This window comes from Citrobacter sp. U14242, assembly GCF_046555775.1.
Lineage (GTDB): Bacteria > Pseudomonadota > Gammaproteobacteria > Enterobacterales > Enterobacteriaceae > Citrobacter.
In genome coordinates this window covers 13,655-32,670 of sequence record NZ_JBKGLW010000001.1, presented here as the reverse complement: position 1 = coordinate 32,670, position 19,016 = coordinate 13,655, and the positions used below count along the sequence as shown (strand labels likewise).

The 19,016-nt window shown below is 52.5% G+C and carries 21 protein-coding genes; 4 read left to right on the top strand and 17 right to left on the bottom strand.

The window, feature by feature from the left end:
• The first annotated feature begins 223 nt into the window (after positions 1-223).
• Entirely contained in the window at positions 224-1,774 is a 1,551-nt protein-coding gene (gene mltF, locus ACLJXE_RS00175) for a membrane-bound lytic murein transglycosylase MltF (protein ID WP_286628851.1), read from the top strand.
• A gap of 60 nt (positions 1,775-1,834) precedes the next feature.
• Here mltF and tadA read toward each other — a convergent pair whose 3' ends face one another.
• Genes tadA through murQ form a run of 4 tightly spaced genes read right to left on the bottom strand, consistent with a single transcriptional unit; the run spans position 1,835 to position 5,307 of the window.
• A complete protein-coding gene (tadA, locus tag ACLJXE_RS00170) occupies positions 1,835-2,365 on the bottom strand; it encodes a tRNA adenosine(34) deaminase TadA (protein ID WP_286628850.1) in 531 nt (176 codons plus the stop codon).
• 35 nt (positions 2,366-2,400) lie between these two features.
• A complete protein-coding gene (gene yfhb / locus ACLJXE_RS00165; RefSeq protein ID WP_286628849.1) occupies positions 2,401-3,036 on the bottom strand; it encodes a phosphatidylglycerophosphatase C in 636 nt (211 codons plus the stop codon).
• 3 nt (positions 3,037-3,039) lie between these two features.
• Positions 3,040-4,404 (bottom strand): PTS transporter subunit EIIC, encoded by a 1,365-nt coding sequence (locus tag ACLJXE_RS00160; RefSeq protein WP_410749770.1) that lies wholly within the window; start codon positions 4,402-4,404, stop codon positions 3,040-3,042.
• A gap of 9 nt (positions 4,405-4,413) precedes the next feature.
• Positions 4,414-5,307, bottom strand: coding sequence for an N-acetylmuramic acid 6-phosphate etherase (murQ, locus tag ACLJXE_RS00155; protein WP_410749769.1), 894 nt, complete (start codon positions 5,305-5,307; stop codon positions 4,414-4,416).
• A 117-nt stretch (positions 5,308-5,424) separates the two neighbouring features.
• On the opposite strand from murQ, the gene ACLJXE_RS00150 reads away from it, so the two are divergent.
• Together ACLJXE_RS00150 and ACLJXE_RS00145 are read left to right on the top strand one after the other, a co-directional pair.
• Complete coding sequence (locus tag ACLJXE_RS00150; protein WP_048210891.1) at positions 5,425-6,273, top strand: MurR/RpiR family transcriptional regulator; 849 nt, start codon at positions 5,425-5,427, stop codon at positions 6,271-6,273.
• 55 nt (positions 6,274-6,328) lie between these two features.
• Positions 6,329-6,589, top strand: coding sequence for a YfhL family 4Fe-4S dicluster ferredoxin (locus ACLJXE_RS00145; protein ID WP_137383471.1), 261 nt, complete (start codon positions 6,329-6,331; stop codon positions 6,587-6,589).
• A gap of 63 nt (positions 6,590-6,652) precedes the next feature.
• Here ACLJXE_RS00145 and acpS read toward each other — a convergent pair whose 3' ends face one another.
• The 12 genes from acpS to rseD form a co-directional block, all read right to left on the bottom strand.
• Entirely contained in the window at positions 6,653-7,033 is a 381-nt protein-coding gene (acpS, locus tag ACLJXE_RS00140) for a holo-ACP synthase (protein WP_005130319.1), read from the bottom strand.
• Positions 7,033-7,764, bottom strand: coding sequence for a pyridoxine 5'-phosphate synthase (gene pdxJ / locus ACLJXE_RS00135; protein WP_286628843.1), 732 nt, complete (start codon positions 7,762-7,764; stop codon positions 7,033-7,035). The genes acpS and pdxJ overlap by 1 nt, the downstream gene beginning before the upstream one ends.
• A 16-nt stretch (positions 7,765-7,780) precedes the next feature.
• Positions 7,781-8,491, bottom strand: a complete 711-nt coding sequence (gene recO, locus ACLJXE_RS00130; protein WP_286629306.1) for a DNA repair protein RecO — start codon at positions 8,489-8,491, stop codon at positions 7,781-7,783.
• A gap of 132 nt (positions 8,492-8,623) precedes the next feature.
• Entirely contained in the window at positions 8,624-9,529 is a 906-nt protein-coding gene (gene era / locus ACLJXE_RS00125; RefSeq protein ID WP_286628842.1) for a GTPase Era, read from the bottom strand.
• Positions 9,526-10,206 (bottom strand): ribonuclease III, encoded by a 681-nt coding sequence (rnc, locus tag ACLJXE_RS00120; protein ID WP_003037579.1) that lies wholly within the window; start codon positions 10,204-10,206, stop codon positions 9,526-9,528. Before rnc ends, era begins: the two co-directional genes overlap by 4 nt.
• Before the next feature lie 238 nt (positions 10,207-10,444).
• The gene (gene lepB, locus ACLJXE_RS00115) at positions 10,445-11,419 is read right to left on the bottom strand and encodes a signal peptidase I (RefSeq protein WP_410749768.1); all 975 of its coding nucleotides are present in this window, start codon (positions 11,417-11,419) and stop codon (positions 10,445-10,447) included.
• 15 nt (positions 11,420-11,434) lie between these two features.
• Complete coding sequence (lepA, locus tag ACLJXE_RS00110; protein WP_005130327.1) at positions 11,435-13,234, bottom strand: translation elongation factor 4; 1,800 nt, start codon at positions 13,232-13,234, stop codon at positions 11,435-11,437.
• A gap of 282 nt (positions 13,235-13,516) precedes the next feature.
• Complete coding sequence (rseC, locus tag ACLJXE_RS00105; RefSeq protein WP_286628839.1) at positions 13,517-13,996, bottom strand: SoxR-reducing system protein RseC; 480 nt, start codon at positions 13,994-13,996, stop codon at positions 13,517-13,519.
• The gene (gene rseB, locus ACLJXE_RS00100; protein ID WP_286628838.1) at positions 13,993-14,949 is read right to left on the bottom strand and encodes a sigma-E factor regulatory protein RseB; all 957 of its coding nucleotides are present in this window, start codon (positions 14,947-14,949) and stop codon (positions 13,993-13,995) included. The genes rseC and rseB overlap by 4 nt, the downstream gene beginning before the upstream one ends.
• Positions 14,949-15,599: an anti-sigma-E factor RseA gene (rseA, locus tag ACLJXE_RS00095; protein WP_271440664.1), complete on the bottom strand. Its 651-nt coding sequence runs from the start codon at positions 15,597-15,599 to the stop codon at positions 14,949-14,951. Before rseA ends, rseB begins: the two co-directional genes overlap by 1 nt.
• A 31-nt stretch (positions 15,600-15,630) precedes the next feature.
• Entirely contained in the window at positions 15,631-16,206 is a 576-nt protein-coding gene (gene rpoE, locus ACLJXE_RS00090; protein WP_003037573.1) for an RNA polymerase sigma factor RpoE, read from the bottom strand.
• Complete coding sequence (gene rseD / locus ACLJXE_RS00085) at positions 16,203-16,367, bottom strand: rpoE leader peptide RseD (protein WP_124022090.1); 165 nt, start codon at positions 16,365-16,367, stop codon at positions 16,203-16,205. Before rseD ends, rpoE begins: the two co-directional genes overlap by 4 nt.
• Before the next feature lie 263 nt (positions 16,368-16,630).
• On the opposite strand from rseD, the gene nadB reads away from it, so the two are divergent.
• Positions 16,631-18,253 carry an L-aspartate oxidase gene (gene nadB / locus ACLJXE_RS00080; RefSeq protein ID WP_410749767.1) on the top strand — a complete coding sequence of 541 codons (1,623 nt, stop codon included), beginning with the start codon at positions 16,631-16,633 and terminating at the stop codon, positions 18,251-18,253.
• Here nadB and trmN read toward each other — a convergent pair.
• Positions 18,238-18,975 carry a tRNA(1)(Val) (adenine(37)-N(6))-methyltransferase TrmN gene (gene trmN / locus ACLJXE_RS00075; RefSeq protein ID WP_286628835.1) on the bottom strand — a complete coding sequence of 246 codons (738 nt, stop codon included), beginning with the start codon at positions 18,973-18,975 and terminating at the stop codon, positions 18,238-18,240. The two genes, nadB and trmN, sit on opposite strands and share 16 nt — an antisense overlap.
• Positions 18,976-19,016: the final 41 nt, after the last annotated feature.

Sequence of the window (19,016 nt, the reverse complement as noted above, 5' to 3'; positions counted from 1 at the left end):
AGTGGGGGAAACGGGCGTCATTATAAAGAATCTACCGCGCCGACGAAACCGTTTGCGTCGAAATAAAATCACGACCTTGTCTTATCATCAAATGCGATCTGGTTTCTGAATAAGTTGCCAACTGACGCAAGTTTAAGCAAAATGCCGCTCATTAATGACTAATTCACTTCTTAATCAATACCACAGCACGCAGAGACAACGTACGGTTCAGAGAATTAACTAATTGAAAAAATTAAAGATTAATTATCTGTTCATCGGTATTTTGACGCTGTTGTTGGCAGCGGCCCTCTGGCCATCTATCCCCTGGTTCGGTAAAGCCGACAATCGTATCGCCGCCATTCAGTCGCGGGGAGAGTTGCGCGTCAGTACTATCGACTCACCGCTCACTTACGCCACGCTTAATGGGAAAAAGTTTGGACTGGATTACGAACTGACCAAAGCCTTCGCCAACTACCTGGGTGTGAAGCTGAAAATCACCGTACGCCAGAACATCAGCCAGCTTTTTGACGACCTGGATAACGGTAATGCCGATCTGTTAGCCGCTGGTCTGGTGTATAACAGCGAGCGTGTTAAAAATTATCAGCCGGGTCCGACCTACTATTCCGTATCGCAACAATTGGTGTATCGGGTTGGGCAATATCGACCTCGCAGCCTTGCCAGTGTGACCGAAAATCAGCTGACCATTGCCCCGGGACACGTGGTGATAAACGACCTCCAGCAGATAAAAGAAAAAAAATACCCTGACCTGAGCTGGAAAGTTGATAAGAAAAAGGGCACCACTGAACTGCTTGATGATGTCATCGCCGGTAAGCTGGACTATACCATCGCTGATTCCGTTGCCATCAGCCTGTACCAGCGTGTACATCCTGAGCTGGCCGTCGCGCTGGATGTCTCCGACGAACAACCTGTTACCTGGTTCAGCCGTCTGGACGATGACAATACGCTGTCCGCTGCCCTGCTGGATTTCTTCAATACCATGAATGAAGACGGCTCGCTTGCGCGGCTGGAAGAAAAGTACCTTGGGCATGGCGATGATTTTGACTATGTTGATACCCGCACCTTCCTGCGTGCGGTTGATAGCGTGTTACCGGATCTGAAGCCACTTTTTGAGAAATATGCGCAGGAAATAGACTGGCGACTGCTCGCGGCAATCTCTTATCAGGAATCACACTGGGACGCCCAGGCAACCTCCCCGACCGGCGTACGCGGTCTGATGATGCTGACCAAAAATACCGCCCAAAGCCTTGGGCTCACTGACCGTACCGATGCCGAACAGAGCATCAGCGGTGGCGCGCGCTACTTACAGGATATGATGAGTAAAGTGCCGGATACCGTCCCTGAAGGAGAACGTATCTGGTTTGCACTCGCCGCTTACAATATGGGCTACGCGCATATGCTGGATGCGCGGGCGCTGACGGTAAAAACCAAAGGCAACCCGAACAGTTGGTCCGATGTAAAACAACGTCTGCCGCTGCTCAGTCAAAAGCCGTATTACAACAAGCTGACCTATGGCTATGCGCGCGGTCACGAAGCCTACGCCTATGTGGAAAATATCCGTAAATACCAGATAAGTCTGGTGGGATACCTGCAAGAGAAAGAAAAGCAGGCAATTGAAACACAGCAACTGGCGCAGGATTACCCGGCGGTATCGCCCGCAGAACTGTTAGGTGAGGAGAAGTTGCCGCTGGCGGCATTCCTGTCTCAGACCTCATCAAGCTATCTGTCGCACACCCCTTCTCTGCTATTTTCGACGCAGAAAAAAGAGCAGAAGTAGTCTTTGAAGGGAGGCCATCGGGCTGATTAGCGCAACGCCCTCAGGCAATCAGCTCGGTATTTACCTGTTGGAGGATTTTTTCAGGGCTTTAATTTCCTGACGACGCATACGGAAAAAATCGCTGAGCAACGTGGCGCATTCATCACGTAACACGCCTTCAGTCACATCAACCCGATGGTTCATGCCAGGATGATGCAGTACGTCCATTAACGAACCAGCAGCCCCCGTTTTCGCATCGCGCGCACCAAAAACCACCCGACCAATACGGCTGTGCACCATCGCACCGGCACACATGACGCACGGTTCCAGTGTGACATACAACGTCGCATCCAGCAGACGGTAGTTTTGTAGCACCATGCCGCCCTGGCGCAACGCCATGATTTCAGCGTGGGCGGTAGGATCATGATGGCCAATCGGCCGATTCCAGCCTTCGCCAATAACGTGGTTGTTGAGTACCAATACTGCACCCACCGGGACTTCACGCTCATCCCAGGCGCGCTTAGCTAACGTTAAAGCATGGCGCATCCAGTATTCGTGGTTAAATTCAACATCAGACAAAGGGGTAACTCCAGTAATAAAAAGCGGACGCATTATACCCGTCATACTCCAAATTGCATGCGCGTTCGCTATTCGAGTTGTTGCAGTTCCCCGCGCGGCGTGACGCGCCAGCGATGCTGGCAAAAAGAGAGCAATGGATTGTCCTGCTTACTGTCGCTGTAACCGCTGTATAGATGCAATGGCGCGCCAATCTGCTGTTCCAGTTGCGCTACTTTTTCATGCCCCAGACAGCGTAGTGGCAATACCCAGCCACCGTATCCACGCGCCATTTGACTGGCGATCAGATTGACACGCGGCAGCCACGGTGTATCGAAGTAAACCTGCTCCACCAGCGACTGCGGGGAACCGGTGATAAGCCAAATATCAGCATCGGAGCTTAGCAAGTACGTCGTCAGGCGCTGCTGCACGACAGGAAATGCCGTCACATGACCACGAAACCAGCGCACAAAATCGGCCTGATGTGCCTTCAGGCACGTTTCACTGCGACCAAACGTGCAGCCCCACAAGAGCAGGCTCATGGGCCAGCGGGCAGCGCGCCCTTTAATTAACATTGCCAGCGCAATAATCGGCAACAGAGGCAGCACCAGCAACGCATTTAGCGGTTGGCGACGCAACAGAAAACGTAAGAAACTGCCGAACATATCCTGCTGGTGTAACGTGCCATCCAAATCAAAAAAAACAACGCGACGCTGGTGACTGGTCAAACCTTATTCCTCTGGATCGTTGAACCCCAATAGCCAGGTAAACAGGAACCCGGCAATAACCGCTACCAGATAGCCTAACAGATAGAACATCACTTTTCCGGCAACAATCGTCAGTGCCAGCGGCAATCCCGAGATGCCAAAGGTGATGACCGTCGCTACCTTCCAGTAGCTGATCAGCGCCCCACCTACAGCACCACCGAGACAGGCACCGATAAACGGCTTGCCTAATGGCAATGTCACACCAAAAATCAGCGGTTCGCCAATACCCAGCAATCCGACCGGCAGCGCGCTTTTAATCACTTTTTTCAGCCGTGCGTTACGGGTTTTCATCAGTACCGCAATAGCCGCACCGATTTGCCCCACTCCTGCCATCGCCAGAATTGGAAAGAGTGCGTTATACCCGTGCGCCTGCACCAGTTCTACATGGATGGGGACCAATCCCTGATGGAGTCCGGTGAGAACCAGTGGCAGAAAGGTGCCTGCCAGCACCGCCCCCACCAGGACGCCACCGCGATCGATAGCCCAGGAAGCGCCATGGGCAATGGATTCGGCTATCCAGCCACCAAGCGGTTGCAGCGCCACAATGGCGATTGTCCCGGTAATAAGGGTGGTCAGCAGTGGATTAAGGATCAGTTCAAGGGACTCCGGCAGCACTTCGCGGAATTTACGCTCAATCCAGCACATCAGCGCCACCACCAGCAGCACCGCGATCACCCCACCGCGCCCCGGCTGCAATGCCTCGCCAAACAAGGTAATTTGCGCCAGTTGCGGGCTGGAGAGAATACCGGCCATCACGCCTCCCATCGCCAGCGAACCGCCAAACACTTTGGCAGTATTCACCCCGACAAGGATGTTCATAATGGCAAACACGGCGCTACCGAAAATCCCTAACAGCCCCAACATATTCGGATAGTGGGTCGCAAAGTCCCCCACGATGTCCGGACGTTTAAGGATGTTAATGATGCCGGTAATCAAACCGGAGGCGATAAACGCCGGAATAAGCGGGATAAAAACGTTTGCCAGTTTGCGCAGCGCGTCACTCATTGGCGCTTTGTACTTCGCTTTGGCCTCTGATTTTGTTCGCTCAATGTCCCCCACACTGGAACGTTCGCCGCCATCGGCAATCAGGGAACGCATGGCATCGACCACTTTCCCGGCTTTGCCCGGACCAACAATAATCTGGTGCTGCGCCCCCTGCTTCACGTAGCCGCTAACGCCCGGCAGTTGCTTGAGTCGGGAAATATCGAGCTGAGCGTCATCCTGTACTTCCACTCTGACGCGCGTCATACAGTTTTCCAGGCGCAGAATATTTTTCTCTCCGCCCACGCCCAGCAGGATATCGCTGGCAAGCACCGCCGTTTTATCCATATTAACCTCTTAGTGTTCTAACGCCGCGCGTAAAAAACCCTGATGTGCAGCCAGTTTTTCCCGGGCTGCAGTGGCATCAAGCCCCGTGAGAGCCATCAAAATGGCGGGCTTCACATCAAAATCGGTCTGTTTCAGCAGAGCCTGCGCCTGGTCATACGCAATACCGGTGGCTTCCACGACCATGCGACACGCCCGGTCTACCAGCTTAACGTTGGTCGCTTTCATATCCACCATCAGGTTCTGATACACCTTGCCAAACTTCACCATGGCGCCGGTAGAAATCATATTGAGCACCAGTTTTTGCGCAGTACCGGACTTCAGTCGCGTTGACCCTGTCAGGGCCTCTGGGCCAACAACCGGTGATATGGCGATGTCCGCTTCACGCGCGATGGGGGAATCCGGGTTACAGGAAATCGCCACCGTGGTGCAGCCTACGGAACGGGCATATTGCAAGCCGCCAATCACATACGGTGTACGCCCGGATGCCGCCAGACCCACCACCAAATCCTGTGCCGTAAGGTTGAGCGAACGAAGATCATCTTCACCCAGTTGCGGGTTATCTTCTGCACCTTCAACGGCCTTCAGCAATGCGCCCGGCCCGCCAGCAATCAGGCCAACAACCCGTCCATGCGGTACACCAAAAGTCGGTGGGCACTCAGACGCATCCAGTACGCCAAGACGCCCACTGGTCCCCGCCCCCATGTAGATAATCCGTCCCCCCGCTTTTAACGCGTCAGCCGCCGCATCAACCGCAAGCGCAACTTCAGTCAGAGTTGCTTTTACAGCAACGGCTACCAGCGTATCCTGTTGATTAAAACGATGAACCAACTCAAGCGTGGATAACGCATCAAGATCCATTGTCTGAGGATTGCGGCTTTCTGAAACTAACGCACCGAGATTCATTTCTTGTTCCTTAGGAATTTTTAATTCATAGTAATCCGTTATAATGGAATATAATATTCACCCAGGCGAGTGAAATTTTGTTTTGTAATCGCCATCACGTTTCGCCCAGGAGACAGCATGAACTGTTTGATTCGCATTCGTCAGCGTTACCCGGACCTCGCGCAAAGCGATAAAAAGCTTGCGGATTACCTCCTTGCACAGCCGGATACTGCGCGTCATCTCAGTTCACAGCAACTCGCTTTTGAAGCGGGCGTCAGCCAGTCCAGCGTCGTGAAGTTCGCACAAAAAATGGGGTTTAAAGGGTTTCCCGCACTGAAACTGGCCATCAGCGAAGCACTGGCCAGTAATCCCAATCCCCATTCTATCCCAGTGCATAATCAGATCCGCGGCGATGATCCAATGCGTCTGGTTGGTGAAAAACTGATTCAGGAGAACGTTGCGGCCATGCACGCCACACTGGATATCAACAGCGAAGAAAAGCTGATGGAAAGCGTCGCCTTGTTACGCTCAGCCCGACGCATTGTTCTGACCGGAATTGGCGCCTCCGGGCTGGTGGCACAGAATTTTGCCTGGAAACTGTTGAAAATTGGTTTTAACGCGGTGGTGGAACGCGATATGCACGCCCTGCTGGCAACGGTACAGGCACTTTCACCGGGCGACCTCCTGTTGGCGATTTCCTATACCGGGGAACGTCGTGAACTCAACCTGGCTGCGGATGAAACATTGCGTACCGGCGCAAAAATCCTTGCCATCACCGGATTTACACCCAATGCCCTGCAACAGCGAGCAAGCCATTGCCTGTATACGATTGCCGAAGAACAGGCCACGCGCAGCGCGGCAATTTCATCGACGCACGCGCAGATGATGCTGACCGATTTACTGTTTATGGCGCTGGTTCAGCAGGATTTAGAACATGCCCCGGAACGAATTCGCCACAGTGAAGCGTTGGTAAAAAAACTGGTCTGAGCAAAGAATGCGCGTATAATGCCCGCCCGATTTGTGATGTTTTGAGAGTTTCCTGATGGCCCTGTTAATCACTAAAAAGTGTATCAATTGCGATATGTGCGAACCCGAATGCCCGAATGAGGCGATTTCAATGGGTGAGAGCATCTACGAGATTAACAGCGACAAATGTACAGAATGCGTAGGCCATTACGACACGCCAACCTGTCAGAAAGTGTGTCCGATCCCCAACACCATTTTGAAAGACCCGGCACATAGCGAAACCGAAGAACAGCTGTGGGATAAGTTTGTATTAATGCATCACGCGGATAAGCTGTAACTCGCCCTGATAGCATGCCGGATGGCGGCGTAAGCGCCTTATCCGGCCTACAAAATCCTGACACTAGCTTTCGATAATCACCGTGGCACAAGCGTAGTGCCGTTCATCGGCCAGCGTCACATGCATATGCGCGACACCCAATTTTTCCGCCAGTTTTAACGCCTCCCCCCATAACCGCAGGCGCGGTTTACCGAGTTCATCGTTGAAGACTTCAAACTGATTAAACGCCAACCCATTGCGAATGCCGGTACCGAAGGCTTTTGCTGCAGCCTCTTTTACCGCAAAGCGCTTTGCCAGAAAACGCACCGGTTGCTGATGCGTTTCCCAGATGGCCCATTCGTTGTCACTCAGGACCCGTCTGGCCAGGCGTTCACCGGAGCGGGAGATCACCGCCTCGATCCGCGCAATCTCCACGATATCCGTGCCTAAACCCAGAATCGCCATTAGCCACGCGCTTCCAGCATCAGACGTTTCATTTCCACTACCGCGTCCTTCAGCCCGCTCATCACCGCACGTCCGATAATGGCATGCCCAATGTTCAGCTCATGCATTTCCGGGATCCGCGCTATGGCTTTGACGTTGTGATACGTCAAACCGTGACCGGCATTCACCTTCAGACCCAAACTGGCTGCAAAAGTCGCCGCGTTGGCAATACGCGCCAGCTCACTCGCCTGTTCAGCATCGGTTTTCGCATCCGCATAGCAACCGGTATGAATTTCAATGAATGGAGCGCCCACGTCAGCAGCCGCTTTAATTTGTTCTTCATCCGCATCGATAAACAACGAGACCAGAATTCCGGCATCGGCCAGTCGCTTGCAGGCATCGCGCATTTTGTCGCGCTGCCCCGCAACGTCCAGCCCCCCTTCCGTCGTGACTTCCTGACGTTTTTCCGGCACCAGGCAGCAAAAATGCGGCTTCGTCTCTACGGCGATAGCCAACATTTCTTCGGTTACCGCCATTTCCAGATTCATTCGCGTATCCAGCGTCTGGCGCAGAATACGTACGTCGCGGTCGGTAATATGGCGACGGTCTTCACGCAGGTGTACGGTGATGCCATCCGCTCCGGCCTGTTCAACGATAAACGCGGCCTGAACCGGGTCCGGGTATGCGGTACCACGAGCATTACGTAAAGTGGCAATGTGATCAATGTTGACGCCTAACAGTAATTCAGCCATGACAATCCTCGTTATTTTATTTTCGCTTCGGCAGAAACTGCCGGAATAATTCGCGGCTCTTTAAGGGCTTACCACCAAGATACGGCTTTAAGGCCATACGGGTAAAGCGTTTCGCAGCACGCAGCGTGTCAGCATCCGGAAATTCACGCGATTCAAGCGCTTTCAGATGGCGTCCGGTAAAGGTGCTGTTATCGATGACGACACTGGCGATAAATCCTTTTTCTTCACGATAGCGGTAGGTCATGGTGTCATCTACCGGCTCGCCGCTGCCCGCACAGTGGGTGAAATCCACGCCGTAACCCAGGTGGTTAAGTAAGGCCAGTTCAAAGCGACGCAGCGCCGGCTCTGGCGAACCTGTCGCGCCAGCCAGTGCCTGAATGCAGTTCAGGTAGTCGAAAAAGAGTTCAGAAAAACGGGTTTCATACTCAAGCACGCGCGAGATGAGTTCATTGATGTACAGGCCGCTGTACAACGTGATACCGCTAAGGGGGAGTGCCAAAGATACGGCTTCCGCGCTGCGTAAGGTTTTCACCTCACCGCGGCCGCCAAAGCGAAGTAACAGCGGGGTAAAAGGCTGGAGTGCGCCTTTCAGATTGGAACGTTTAGAACGTGCGCCTTTGGCGACAAGGCGCACGCGGCCAGACTCTTCCGTGAAGACATCCAGCACGAGACTGGTTTCGCTCCAGGGGCGACTATGTAAGACAAAGGCGCGTTGCCATCCTTCCATCATACCCGCCGTCTTTCAAGCTGCAGGTGTGTTGGCCGCGCCCACTCACCCCAATCACTTACTTGAGTAAGCTCCCGGAGATTCGCGGCCTTAGCGCCGCCCAGCACCTCGAAAGCCATAACCTGTGTGAAATTAGACGTCGTCGCCGTAACCGAGACTGCGCAGCGCACGTTCGTCATCGGCCCAGCCGGATTTCACTTTCACCCACAACTCCAGGTGTACAGGCGCTTCGAACATCTCCTGCATGTCTTTACGGGCTTCAATGCCGATGGTTTTGATTTTGGCGCCTTTATTACCAATCACCATCTTCTTCTGCCCTTCACGCTCAACGAGGATCAGACCGTTGATGTCGTAACCGCCGCGCTCGTTAGAAATAAAACGTTCAATTTCGACGGTGACAGAATAAGGCAGCTCAGCCCCCAGGAAACGCATCAGTTTTTCGCGGATGATCTCAGAGGCCATAAAACGCTGGGAGCGATCGGTGATGTAATCTTCCGGGAAGTGATGAATTGCTTCCGGCAGATGTTTACGCACGATACCCGCGATAGTATCGACATTCAGTCCAGTTTCGGCAGACATCGGGACGATATCAAGGAAATTCATCTGGCTTGCCAGGAACTGCAGGTGCGGCAACAGATCGGCCTTTTCCTGGACGTTATCCACTTTATTGACAGCCAGAATAACCGGGACCTTACCGTCACGCAGCTTGTTGAGCACCATCTCATCGTCCGGCGTCCAGCGCGTGCCTTCCACGACAAAAATAACCAGCTCAACGTCACCGATAGAACTGCTTGCCGCTTTGTTCATCAGCCGGTTGATGGCGCGTTTCTCTTCCATATGCAGACCCGGGGTATCGACATAAATCGCCTGATACGCGCCTTCGGTATGGATACCAACAATACGGTGACGAGTTGTCTGTGCCTTACGTGAGGTAATGGAAATCTTCTGCCCAAGCAGATTATTCAACAGGGTGGATTTGCCGACGTTCGGGCGACCGACGATGGCAATAAATCCGCAGTAAGTTTTCTCTTCGCTCATTCCAGCTCCAGTTTTTTCAACGCCTGTTCGGCGGCAGCCTGCTCAGCCTTACGTCGGCTCGAACCTGTGCCAACCACCGGTTCACTCAGGCCGCTGACCTGGCAGTGGATTGTAAATTCTTGATCGTGCGCTTCGCCACGGACCTGCACCACCAGATAAGACGGCAGCGGCAGGTGGCGGCCCTGCAAATATTCCTGCAAGCGCGTTTTCGGATCTTTTTGTTTGTCGCCCGGACTAATTTCGTCCAGACGCGTTTGATACCAGTTCAGGATCAGTTGTTCAACCGTCTGAATATCGCTGTCGAGGAAGACCCCTCCGATCAACGCTTCGACGGTATCCGCCAGAATTGATTCGCGACGAAAACCGCCGCTTTTCAGTTCACCCGGTCCCAGGCGTAAACATTCACCGAGGTCAAATTCACGGGCTAATTCAGCCAGCGTATTTCCACGCACCAGCGTGGCGCGCATGCGGCTCATGTCACCTTCATCCACACGCGGGAAACGGTGATACAGCGCATTCGCAATAACAAAGCTCAAAATAGAGTCGCCTAAAAATTCTAAACGCTCGTTATGTTTGCTGCTGGCACTACGGTGAGTTAATGCCTGCTGCAACAGCTCCTGATGATTAAAAGTGTAGCCCAGCTTCCGTTGAAGCCGATTAATTACGATGGGATTCATGCGATACCAATAAATGAATGCGTCAACAATTCAGCACACGAAACAGACCTGATATACACCCGTCATTAGAGAGACCAATGCTGTTTCGTGTGCCGTGGCAACCTGACGGTGCCAACCTAAAACTTCGGGGGAATATTCTATACACAACGACAAGGGATGTCGTTAGTCTGAGGGAATTAATCCGAGAAATAATTCACGCTGTCGTTATTAAGACGACAGCGTGAACAATTATCAGCAATTAGTGGATGCCACCAATGCGGCTCAAACGAACGCCGGTTGGCCACTCACCTTCTTGTTTGTCGAAACTCATCCAGATTGCGGTCGCTTTACCTACCAGATTCGCTTCCGGTACAAATCCCCAATAACGACTGTCCGCACTGTTGTCACGGTTATCACCCATCATGAAGTAATGCCCCGGTGGAACGATCCAGGTTGCCAGTTGTTGACCTGGCTGGCGGTAATACATCCCTACCTGATCCTGTGCAATTGGCACGGTCAGAATGCGATGTGTTACCTCACCCAGCGTTTCTTTACGCTCGGTCAGGCGAATACCGTTGTCTTTCGTTTCGTTCAGCGGAACCTCAAAGAAACCGCTAGTCGCTTCCCCGCCGTTACGGCGAGCAAACGTCTGCACAAAATCGCTTGGCTGAACATCGGAATAGGTTACCGGCAGCGCGTTTTCACACGCCTGACCAGAACTGCATCCTGGCTGAATAGTGACCTCTTTCGCCACCGGATCGTACGTCACTTTGTCTCCCGGTAAACCGACAGCACGTTTGATGTAGTCCAGACGCGGATCTTCCGGGTATTTAAATACCACGATGTCACCGCGTTTCGGGTGGCCTGTTTCGATTAGCGTTTTCTGATAAATAGGATCTTTAATTCCGTAGGCAAATTTCTCTACCAGAATAAAATCACCAATCAACAGTGTTGGCATCATCGAACCCGACGGGATCTGGAAGGGTTCATAAATAAATGAACGCACCACCAGCACAATAGCCAGTACCGGGAAAACGGATGCACCGGTTTCCAGCCAGCCCGGCTTAGGGGCAACTTTTTTCAGCGTCGCTTTATCCAGTGAATCACCTGCAGCGGCCTGTGCCGCAGCCTGGCGCTCCCGGCGTTTTGGCGCGAAGACAAACTTATCTACGCACCATAAAATGCCCGTCACCAGTGTGGCAATCACCAGAATCAGGGCAAACATGTTCGCCATGCCAACTCCTTAAGATTATTTGCTGTCTTTACCGACATGCAGAATAGCGAGGAAGGCTTCCTGCGGCAGTTCGACGTTACCGATCTGCTTCATTCGCTTTTTACCCTCTTTCTGTTTTTGCAGCAGTTTTTTCTTACGGCTGATATCACCACCGTAGCACTTAGCCAGAACGTTTTTACGCAGCTGCTTAACCGTTGAACGCGCAATGATGTGCGTACCAATGGCCGCCTGAATTGCGATATCAAACTGCTGGCGAGGGATCAGATCTTTCATCTTCTCGACCAGTTCACGGCCGCGGCTCTGGGAGTTATCGCGGTGAGTAATCAGCGCCAGTGCATCGACGCGTTCGTTGTTGATGAGAACATCAACACGTACCATGTCGGAGGCCTGGAAACGTTTGAAGTTATAATCCAGCGACGCGTAGCCGCGAGAGGTTGACTTCAGACGATCGAAGAAGTCGAGGACCACTTCTGCCATTGGAATTTCATAGGTCAGCGCAACCTGGTTACCGTGGTAAACCATGTTGGTCTGTACACCACGCTTCTCGATACACAGCGTAATAACGTTGCCGAGGTATGCCTGCGGCAACAGCATGTGGCATTCAGCAATCGGTTCGCGCAGTTCGTAGATATTGTTCAGCGGCGGCAGCTTGGACGGGCTATCGACGTAGATAGTCTCTTTCGCGGTGGTTTCCACTTCGTAAACTACGGTCGGCGCGGTGGTGATCAGATCAAGATCGTATTCACGTTCCAGACGCTCCTGAATGATCTCCATGTGCAGCAGACCCAGGAAGCCACAGCGGAAGCCGAAGCCCAGCGCGGTAGAGCTTTCCGGCTCGTAGAACAGGGAAGCATCGTTCAGGCTCAGCTTACCAAGCGCATCACGGAAGTTTTCGTAGTCGTCAGAGCTAACCGGGAACAGACCCGCGTAAACCTGCGGCTTCACTTTTTTAAAACCAGGCAGGGGTTTATCCGCCGGGTTACGAGCCAATGTCAGGGTATCGCCTACCGGTGCGCCGAGGATGTCTTTAATGGCGCAAACTAACCAACCTACCTCGCCACACTTCAGTTCGGTACGGTCAACCTGTTTCGGCGTAAAGATGCCCAGACGGTCGGCATTGTAGACCTGACCGGTGCTCATCACTTTGATTTTGTCGCCTTTACGCATGGTTCCGTTTTTAATACGGACCAGCGAGACCACACCGAGATAGTTGTCGAACCAGGAGTCGATGATCAGTGCCTGTAACGGGCCTTCCGGGTCACCTTCCGGCGGTGGAATATCACGTACCAGACGTTCAAGAACGTCCGTCACGCCAACCCCGGTTTTCGCCGAGCAACGGACAGCGTCAGCCGCATCGATACCGACGATATCTTCAATCTCTTCCGCCACACGCTCTGGATCGGCGGCTGGCAGGTCAATTTTGTTCAGCACCGGCACAACTTCCAGATCCATTTCCATGGCGGTATAGCAGTTAGCCAGTGTTTGCGCTTCAACACCCTGCCCGGCATCAACGACCAGCAGTGCGCCTTCACAGGCGGCAAGCGAGCGAGAAACTTCATAAGAGAAGTCAACGTGGCCCGGCGTGTCGATAAAGTTAAGCTGGTAGGTTTCACCATCAGATGCTTTGAAATCGAGCGTCACGCTCTGCGCTTTGATAGTAATACCGCGCTCACGCTCAAGATCCATCGAGTCGAGAACCTGCGCTTCCATTTCACGGTCAGACAGGCCACCGCAGATCTGGATAATACGGTCAGACAGCGTCGATTTACCGTGGTCGATGTGAGCTATGATTGAAAAGTTACGTATGTTCTTCATATAGTGTAATTATTGTGCCTTACGCCTGCCTGAGCAGGCTCTGAGAAGTCGCTGTTCTGAGCTTAACGTCTGTTTTAGTGAAACGCCGCATTCTACACTACATCGCCGAGGCGAGGAAATGTTCATAGAGCAAGGATAGCGGGAACTGGAAACGGCATCGCTTTTCTGATGTAAAACATCGTAAGAGAAGCGTGATACCCGATGGCGCAAGCTTATCGGGCCTACAGGGCTTACTGATCGTTTGTAGGCCGGATAAGGCGAAGCCGCCATCCGGCAAGAATATCATGGGGTCGTTTCGGTAGATGGTGTTTCAACGCGAATCAGATCAGGCGGGAGAGCAATGTTGAGAATAACCGGTTGCCAGGCTTCGCGCTCAGCAAGCTTACGGGAATATCCTCGCGCAATCAGGAATCCCCCCACGCCGCCCAGTATCGCCCCGCTTAGTGCGGCGATATCGCTGCCAAACAGCACCTGAAACAGCGCAGCAAAAATAAAGAGCCCCGCCAGCGGAGACATATAAACCAGCATCGCCGAACCTAACAGACTCCCTTCGGCAATACCCAGTTCAACTTTTTGCCCTGGCGTCAGCGGTTCATCGCTGGGTACCACGATAGTATGTGTTGTTTGCGGCCCCAGTTTGTTCAGCACACGGCTGCCACATCCCGCCCGCGAAGCGCAGCTGCTACACGATGCTTTAACATCGCAGCTGACCGTCGCCAGACCATTTTGCCAGGAAACAACCGTTGCCCATTCCTTAATCATTGCGCTGCCCTGAACTTAATATTGTCCGCGATACGTTTTGCCGTTTGCGGCGGGAGCTCGCCCACAATGGTTATTTCGGCGTTATCCCGTACGGTAGTACTGACCGTTCGGCGTCCGGTGCGCAGCAGTTGATCGGCGCTGTTTTGCGAGGCGCGGTTCACATTCACAGAAAAACTGAACAGGCCATCAGAATACAGACGTGATTCAATCGGCATGTTATCCATTGTCGGCAGTGGACGTCGACTGCTGGAGACCTCACTGAATCCTTGTGGTAACCACGATGGACTCCAGTTGAAGTTAGTTTTCTCTCCCGCTGGAACAGACAGTAACGGCGGAAGATTTGCTTTCGCCAGCGTCTGCATGCTGTCGCTAACCCCACTATTGACGGTAAAGGCGATAACGCGGAATTGTTCCAGCGTTTCGCCATCCCGATCGAGGAGATCAACACGCATTGGCAGCTTGGTTTCGGTGTCCATCCAGACGATGTAGCTGTAACGCGTACCGTCACGCGCTACCACGCGGATAACTTCACAGAGTCGGTCTGCAATACGCGTGCGGCCTACCGCGATAAAATCATAGTAGGGAGCAAGACGTTTAAAGTCGGTGTAAATCAGGGATGGCAGAGAATCAACGATATAGTCGCCATTCAGCGTGAACGGTTCGAGTCCTGGCTCAAAGTAACTGATTTCGTTGCCACGTTGCACCACTTCCCGGCGCGGTCCATCCATTTGCAACAACTGTGCAAGAGGGCGGTTGTCCTGGCGGGCATGGCGATAACGTAGGGATTCAACGCCCTGTTTATTGATGCTGACAAATGACAGCTCATAGGTGAGCGACTGGCTGGCCAGATTCATCTGCTGCAACAACGCCCCGGACGCAGGATTGGCCGAGGCGTTTACAGAGAAGAACAGGCTACCAGCCACAAGTGACATGGCAAACCAAAGTTGCTTCATTACTGCGATTGCGTTCCTAAAGTTTGAATTCCTGGCACCTGGACAGCGGCTTGCTGTGTTTGCGCCTGCTCAAACTGAAGCTGTTCGGAGTGCAGTCGACGTTGCAGTTCGTAATCCTGCAACATGGCATTAATACGACGACGCTGCTCCTGTACCTGCTGTTGCTGACCGCCACTGGCTGTCGCGTCAGAAGGTACACCCAGGCTCACCGGACTGGCTTTACCCATCATCGGTAAGGTATTAAATACCGGCGTTTCGGGCTGCTGGGACGTTTCAGATTGTCCATTATAGTGCTGGACGCCAACAATAACTGCAAGTGATACACACGCGGCCACACCCATCTGGGTAAGCTGCGCGGCCCACGGACGCATTTTCTTCCAGAATGGCATTTTCTGCCACTGATGCGGTGCTGGCTGGGCCTCAGGGATCAATGGCGCCGCCTGACGTACGGGCTCATCTGCGATGGCAGCCATTACGCGGTCGGAAATATCGAAATGGAGAACGTCGGCGGTATCACCTCGCATAGAATCGCGGATCAGGTGATAACTCTCCCAGGTTTTTTGCATTTCCGGGTCATGAGTCAACTCTTTAAGTAACTCAGTGTCCAGCGTTTCGCCATCCATTAAAGCGGAAAGTTTTTCTTTCTGCATGCCTAATACCTTTTCCAGTATCCCGCTATCGTCAACGCCTGATAAGCGGTTGAACTTTATTATCAATAGCTTCCCTCGCTCGGAAGATACGTGAACGCACCGTACCCACCGGACAATCCATGATAGCGGCTATCTCTTCATAGCTCAGGCCATCCAGCTCCCGCAAGGTTATTGCCATGCGTAAATCTTCCGGGAGGGACTCAATAGTTCGGAAAACTATCTGTCTCAGTTCTTCTGACAACATTAAGTTCTCAGGGTTCGAAATTTCTTTCAGAGCTCCGCCACTTTCGTAATTTTCTGCTTCAATCGCATCTATATCACTGGAAGGTGGACGACGCCCCTGAGCGACCAGGTAATTCTTCGCTGTATTGACTGCAATACGATACAGCCAGGTATAAAAAGCACTATCTCCCCGGAACGAGTCCAGCGCACGATAGGCCTTGATAAATGCTTCTTGTACAACATCGGGAACATCGCCCGAAGGTACATAGCGGGAAACCAGACTCGCCACCTTATGCTGGTAGCGAACCACCAGTAAGTTAAAGGCTTTCTGATCTCCCTTCTGGACCCGTTCAACCAGGACCTGGTCCGTTAACTGCTCGCTCATCCGAGGTAAAGTCTCCCCAAACCAAATTTCCACGCGCTTTCGAAACGCCACTCCATAAGCTTCACTATGAGCAAGCAAAAGCTTAGAGTGCTCAAGTTTCGTAAAGTTCCGTTACGCATTTGTTTTTGTTTGTCATGTTGTAGACAGGTCTTATCTCTCATTATAAGTCTACATAACCCGATCAACGCACTATCTGTATAGAAATGCCCATTTCACCGCTTGCAGAGTAACCCAACAGCCACTTTATTTCACCTCATAATCTGATGCTAACGGCCTGCTTCACAAAATATTTTTGCTCTTTCAGTCATCCCCATGCCTTTCCTCTATGTTTAGCCATTGCAACACAGTTAAAAATAAAACGTGCAGTATCGCGCAATGTGGTGCTATGGTGACCAAACTCTGTTTAGTACATTAAACAAAAATCATGAATACGACTCCCGAATTATCCTGTGATGTACTGATCATTGGCAGCGGGGCTGCCGGACTTTCACTGGCGCTACGCCTGGCTGAAAAACATCAGGTCATTGTCCTGAGCAAAGGGCCGGTTAGCGAAGGCTCGACATTTTATGCTCAGGGTGGCATCGCCGCCGTTTTTGATGAAACCGACAGCATTGACTCTCACGTTGAAGACACGCTGATTGCAGGGGCCGGTCTTTGCGATCGTCATGCTGTTGAGTTTGTTGCCAGCAACGCCCGTTCATGTGTCCAGTGGCTGATTGATCAAGGCGTCTTATTTGATACTCAGGTTCAGCCCAACGGCGAAGAGAGCTATCACCTGACCCGAGAAGGCGGCCATAGCCATCGACGAATCCTGCATGCGGCAGATGCTACCGGTAAAGAAGTCGAAACCACGCTGGTCAGCCAGGCGCAAAATCATCCGAATATTCGGGTGCTGGAACGCAGTAACGCCGTGGACCTGATCATCTCAGATAAAATTGGTCTACCGGGGACGCGCCGGGTTGTTGGAGCATGGATTTGGAACCGGAATAAAGAGGCTGTTGAAACCTGTCATGCGAAGTCAGTCGTACTGGCTACCGGCGGCGCTTCTAAAGTGTATCAATACACCACCAACCCGGATATTTCCTCCGGTGATGGGATAGCCATGGCCTGGCGTGCGGGTTGCCGCGTTGCCAATCTCGAATTTAACCAGTTTCACCCAACCGCACTGTATCACCCACAGGCGCGCAATTTTCTGCTGACCGAAGCACTACGCGGGGAAGGCGCGCACCTGAAACGCCCGGATGGCTCACGCTTCATGCCCGACTTTGACAAGCGCGGCGAGCTGGCCCCACGTGATATTGTCGCCCGTGCCATCGGCCATGAAATGAAGCGTTTGGGTGCTGACTGCATGTTCCTCGACATCAGCCATAAACCAGAAGAATTTGTCCGCCAGCATTTCCCGATGATTTATGAAAAACTGTTAGGCCTGGGTATCGATCTGACCAAAGAGCCGGTCCCTATCGTCCCCGCTGCACACTATACCTGCGGCGGTGTGATGGTTGATGACTTTGGCCGCACAGATGTAGACGGTTTATATGCCATCGGTGAAGTGAGCTATACCGGTCTGCATGGTGCCAATCGCATGGCGTCAAACTCGCTGCTGGAGTGTCTGGTATATGGCTGGTCTGCAGCGGAAGATATTGACCGCAGAATGCCTTATGCCCGCGGCGTTAACTCGCTGCCGGGTTGGGATGAAAGTCGGGTAGAAAATCCGGATGAATTGGTTGTTATCCAGCATAACTGGCATGAGTTACGGCTGTTTATGTGGGATTACGTCGGCATCGTGCGTACGACCAAACGTCTGGAGCGTGCACTGCGACGTATCACTATGCTACAGCAGGAAATCGACGAATATTACGCTCATTTCCGCGTGTCGAATAATTTGCTGGAACTGCGCAATCTGGTGCAGGTCGCCGAATTAATTGTACGCTGTGCGATGATGCGCAAAGAAAGTCGGGGCCTGCACTACACGCTGGATTATCCGGAGCAGTTGCCTGAATCAGGCCCTTCTATTCTTTCGCCACTAAGCCATCACATAAACAGATAAAATGCCTGGGTCAGCGCCGTGTAGCCTTCAGAATAACGCTGGTCTGACCCACGGATAACCAGCCTGTCGCTAAAGCACTCCCCGGTCTGCGGGGAGAAAGCCAGCAAAACCCGATGCGGTAACCGGGCCTCGGTTTCCGCCACATCCGTACGCAAACGCAGATGCCAGCCCATACTTAATGCCTGTTGGGTAAACGCGTTGCCAATTTGCTCCGGTAGCACCACACAAAAAAAACCTTCTTCGGTAATGCTGTCAGCCGCCAGGGTGAGTAATGCTTCGTGATCGAGTGTGGTCGTGTAGCGCGCCTGTTCTCGCTGTGGGGTTGCGCATTCCACACCCTGTTCATAATAAGGTGGATTGCTGATAATCAAGTCAAAACGTACGGTCTGGCGCGGTACCCATTGCTGAGCATCCTCTGAATGCACCGTCACACGATGCCTCCAGGGAGATTGCGCGATGTTTTCCTGCGCCTGCTGCGCAGCATCGACATCAAGCTCAACAGCATCAATGATGACGTTCTCGTCTGTACGTTGGGCCAGCATCAGCGCCAGCAGGCCACTCCCGGTACCAATATCAAGGATCCGTTTTACGCCGGCCACAGGGGCCCAGGCACCCAATAAAATACCGTCCGTTCCGACTTTCATTGCACAACGATCGTGTGCCACAAAAAACTGCTTAAAAGTAAACCCATTACGCCGAAGTACGGATGTAGACTGAGGCATGAAGAACAACCTTCCTGGGAAAAAAACGATAACATAGGATA

Excerpts from the sequence above, each read along its gene's own strand:
- ACLJXE_RS00150 (WP_048210891.1), top strand. The coding sequence starts at position 5,425 with ATGAACTGTTTGATTCGCATTCGTCAGCGTTACCCGGACCTCGCGCAA.
- lepA (WP_005130327.1), bottom strand. The coding sequence starts at position 13,234 with ATGAAGAACATACGTAACTTTTCAATCATAGCTCACATCGACCACGGT.
- rpoE (WP_003037573.1), bottom strand. The coding sequence starts at position 16,206 with ATGAGCGAGCAGTTAACGGACCAGGTCCTGGTTGAACGGGTCCAGAAG.
- ACLJXE_RS00160 (WP_410749770.1), bottom strand. The coding sequence starts at position 4,404 with ATGGATAAAACGGCGGTGCTTGCCAGCGATATCCTGCTGGGCGTGGGC.
- trmN (WP_286628835.1), bottom strand. The coding sequence starts at position 18,975 with ATGCCTCAGTCTACATCCGTACTTCGGCGTAATGGGTTTACTTTTAAG.
- rseA (WP_271440664.1), bottom strand. The coding sequence starts at position 15,599 with ATGCAGAAAGAAAAACTTTCCGCTTTAATGGATGGCGAAACGCTGGAC.
- pdxJ (WP_286628843.1), bottom strand. The coding sequence starts at position 7,764 with ATGGCTGAATTACTGTTAGGCGTCAACATTGATCACATTGCCACTTTA.
- rnc (WP_003037579.1), bottom strand. The coding sequence starts at position 10,206 with ATGAATCCCATCGTAATTAATCGGCTTCAACGGAAGCTGGGCTACACT.
- tadA (WP_286628850.1), bottom strand. The coding sequence starts at position 2,365 with ATGCGTCCGCTTTTTATTACTGGAGTTACCCCTTTGTCTGATGTTGAA.
- ACLJXE_RS00145 (WP_137383471.1), top strand. The coding sequence starts at position 6,329 with ATGGCCCTGTTAATCACTAAAAAGTGTATCAATTGCGATATGTGCGAA.
- murQ (WP_410749769.1), bottom strand. The coding sequence starts at position 5,307 with ATGAATCTCGGTGCGTTAGTTTCAGAAAGCCGCAATCCTCAGACAATG.
- era (WP_286628842.1), bottom strand. The coding sequence starts at position 9,529 with ATGAGCGAAGAGAAAACTTACTGCGGATTTATTGCCATCGTCGGTCGC.
- recO (WP_286629306.1), bottom strand. The coding sequence starts at position 8,491 with ATGGAAGGATGGCAACGCGCCTTTGTCTTACATAGTCGCCCCTGGAGC.
- nadB (WP_410749767.1), top strand. The coding sequence starts at position 16,631 with ATGAATACGACTCCCGAATTATCCTGTGATGTACTGATCATTGGCAGC.
- rseD (WP_124022090.1), bottom strand. The coding sequence starts at position 16,367 with ATGAGAGATAAGACCTGTCTACAACATGACAAACAAAAACAAATGCGT.
- rseC (WP_286628839.1), bottom strand. The coding sequence starts at position 13,996 with ATGATTAAGGAATGGGCAACGGTTGTTTCCTGGCAAAATGGTCTGGCG.
- rseB (WP_286628838.1), bottom strand. The coding sequence starts at position 14,949 with ATGAAGCAACTTTGGTTTGCCATGTCACTTGTGGCTGGTAGCCTGTTC.
- lepB (WP_410749768.1), bottom strand. The coding sequence starts at position 11,419 with ATGGCGAACATGTTTGCCCTGATTCTGGTGATTGCCACACTGGTGACG.
- acpS (WP_005130319.1), bottom strand. The coding sequence starts at position 7,033 with ATGGCGATTCTGGGTTTAGGCACGGATATCGTGGAGATTGCGCGGATC.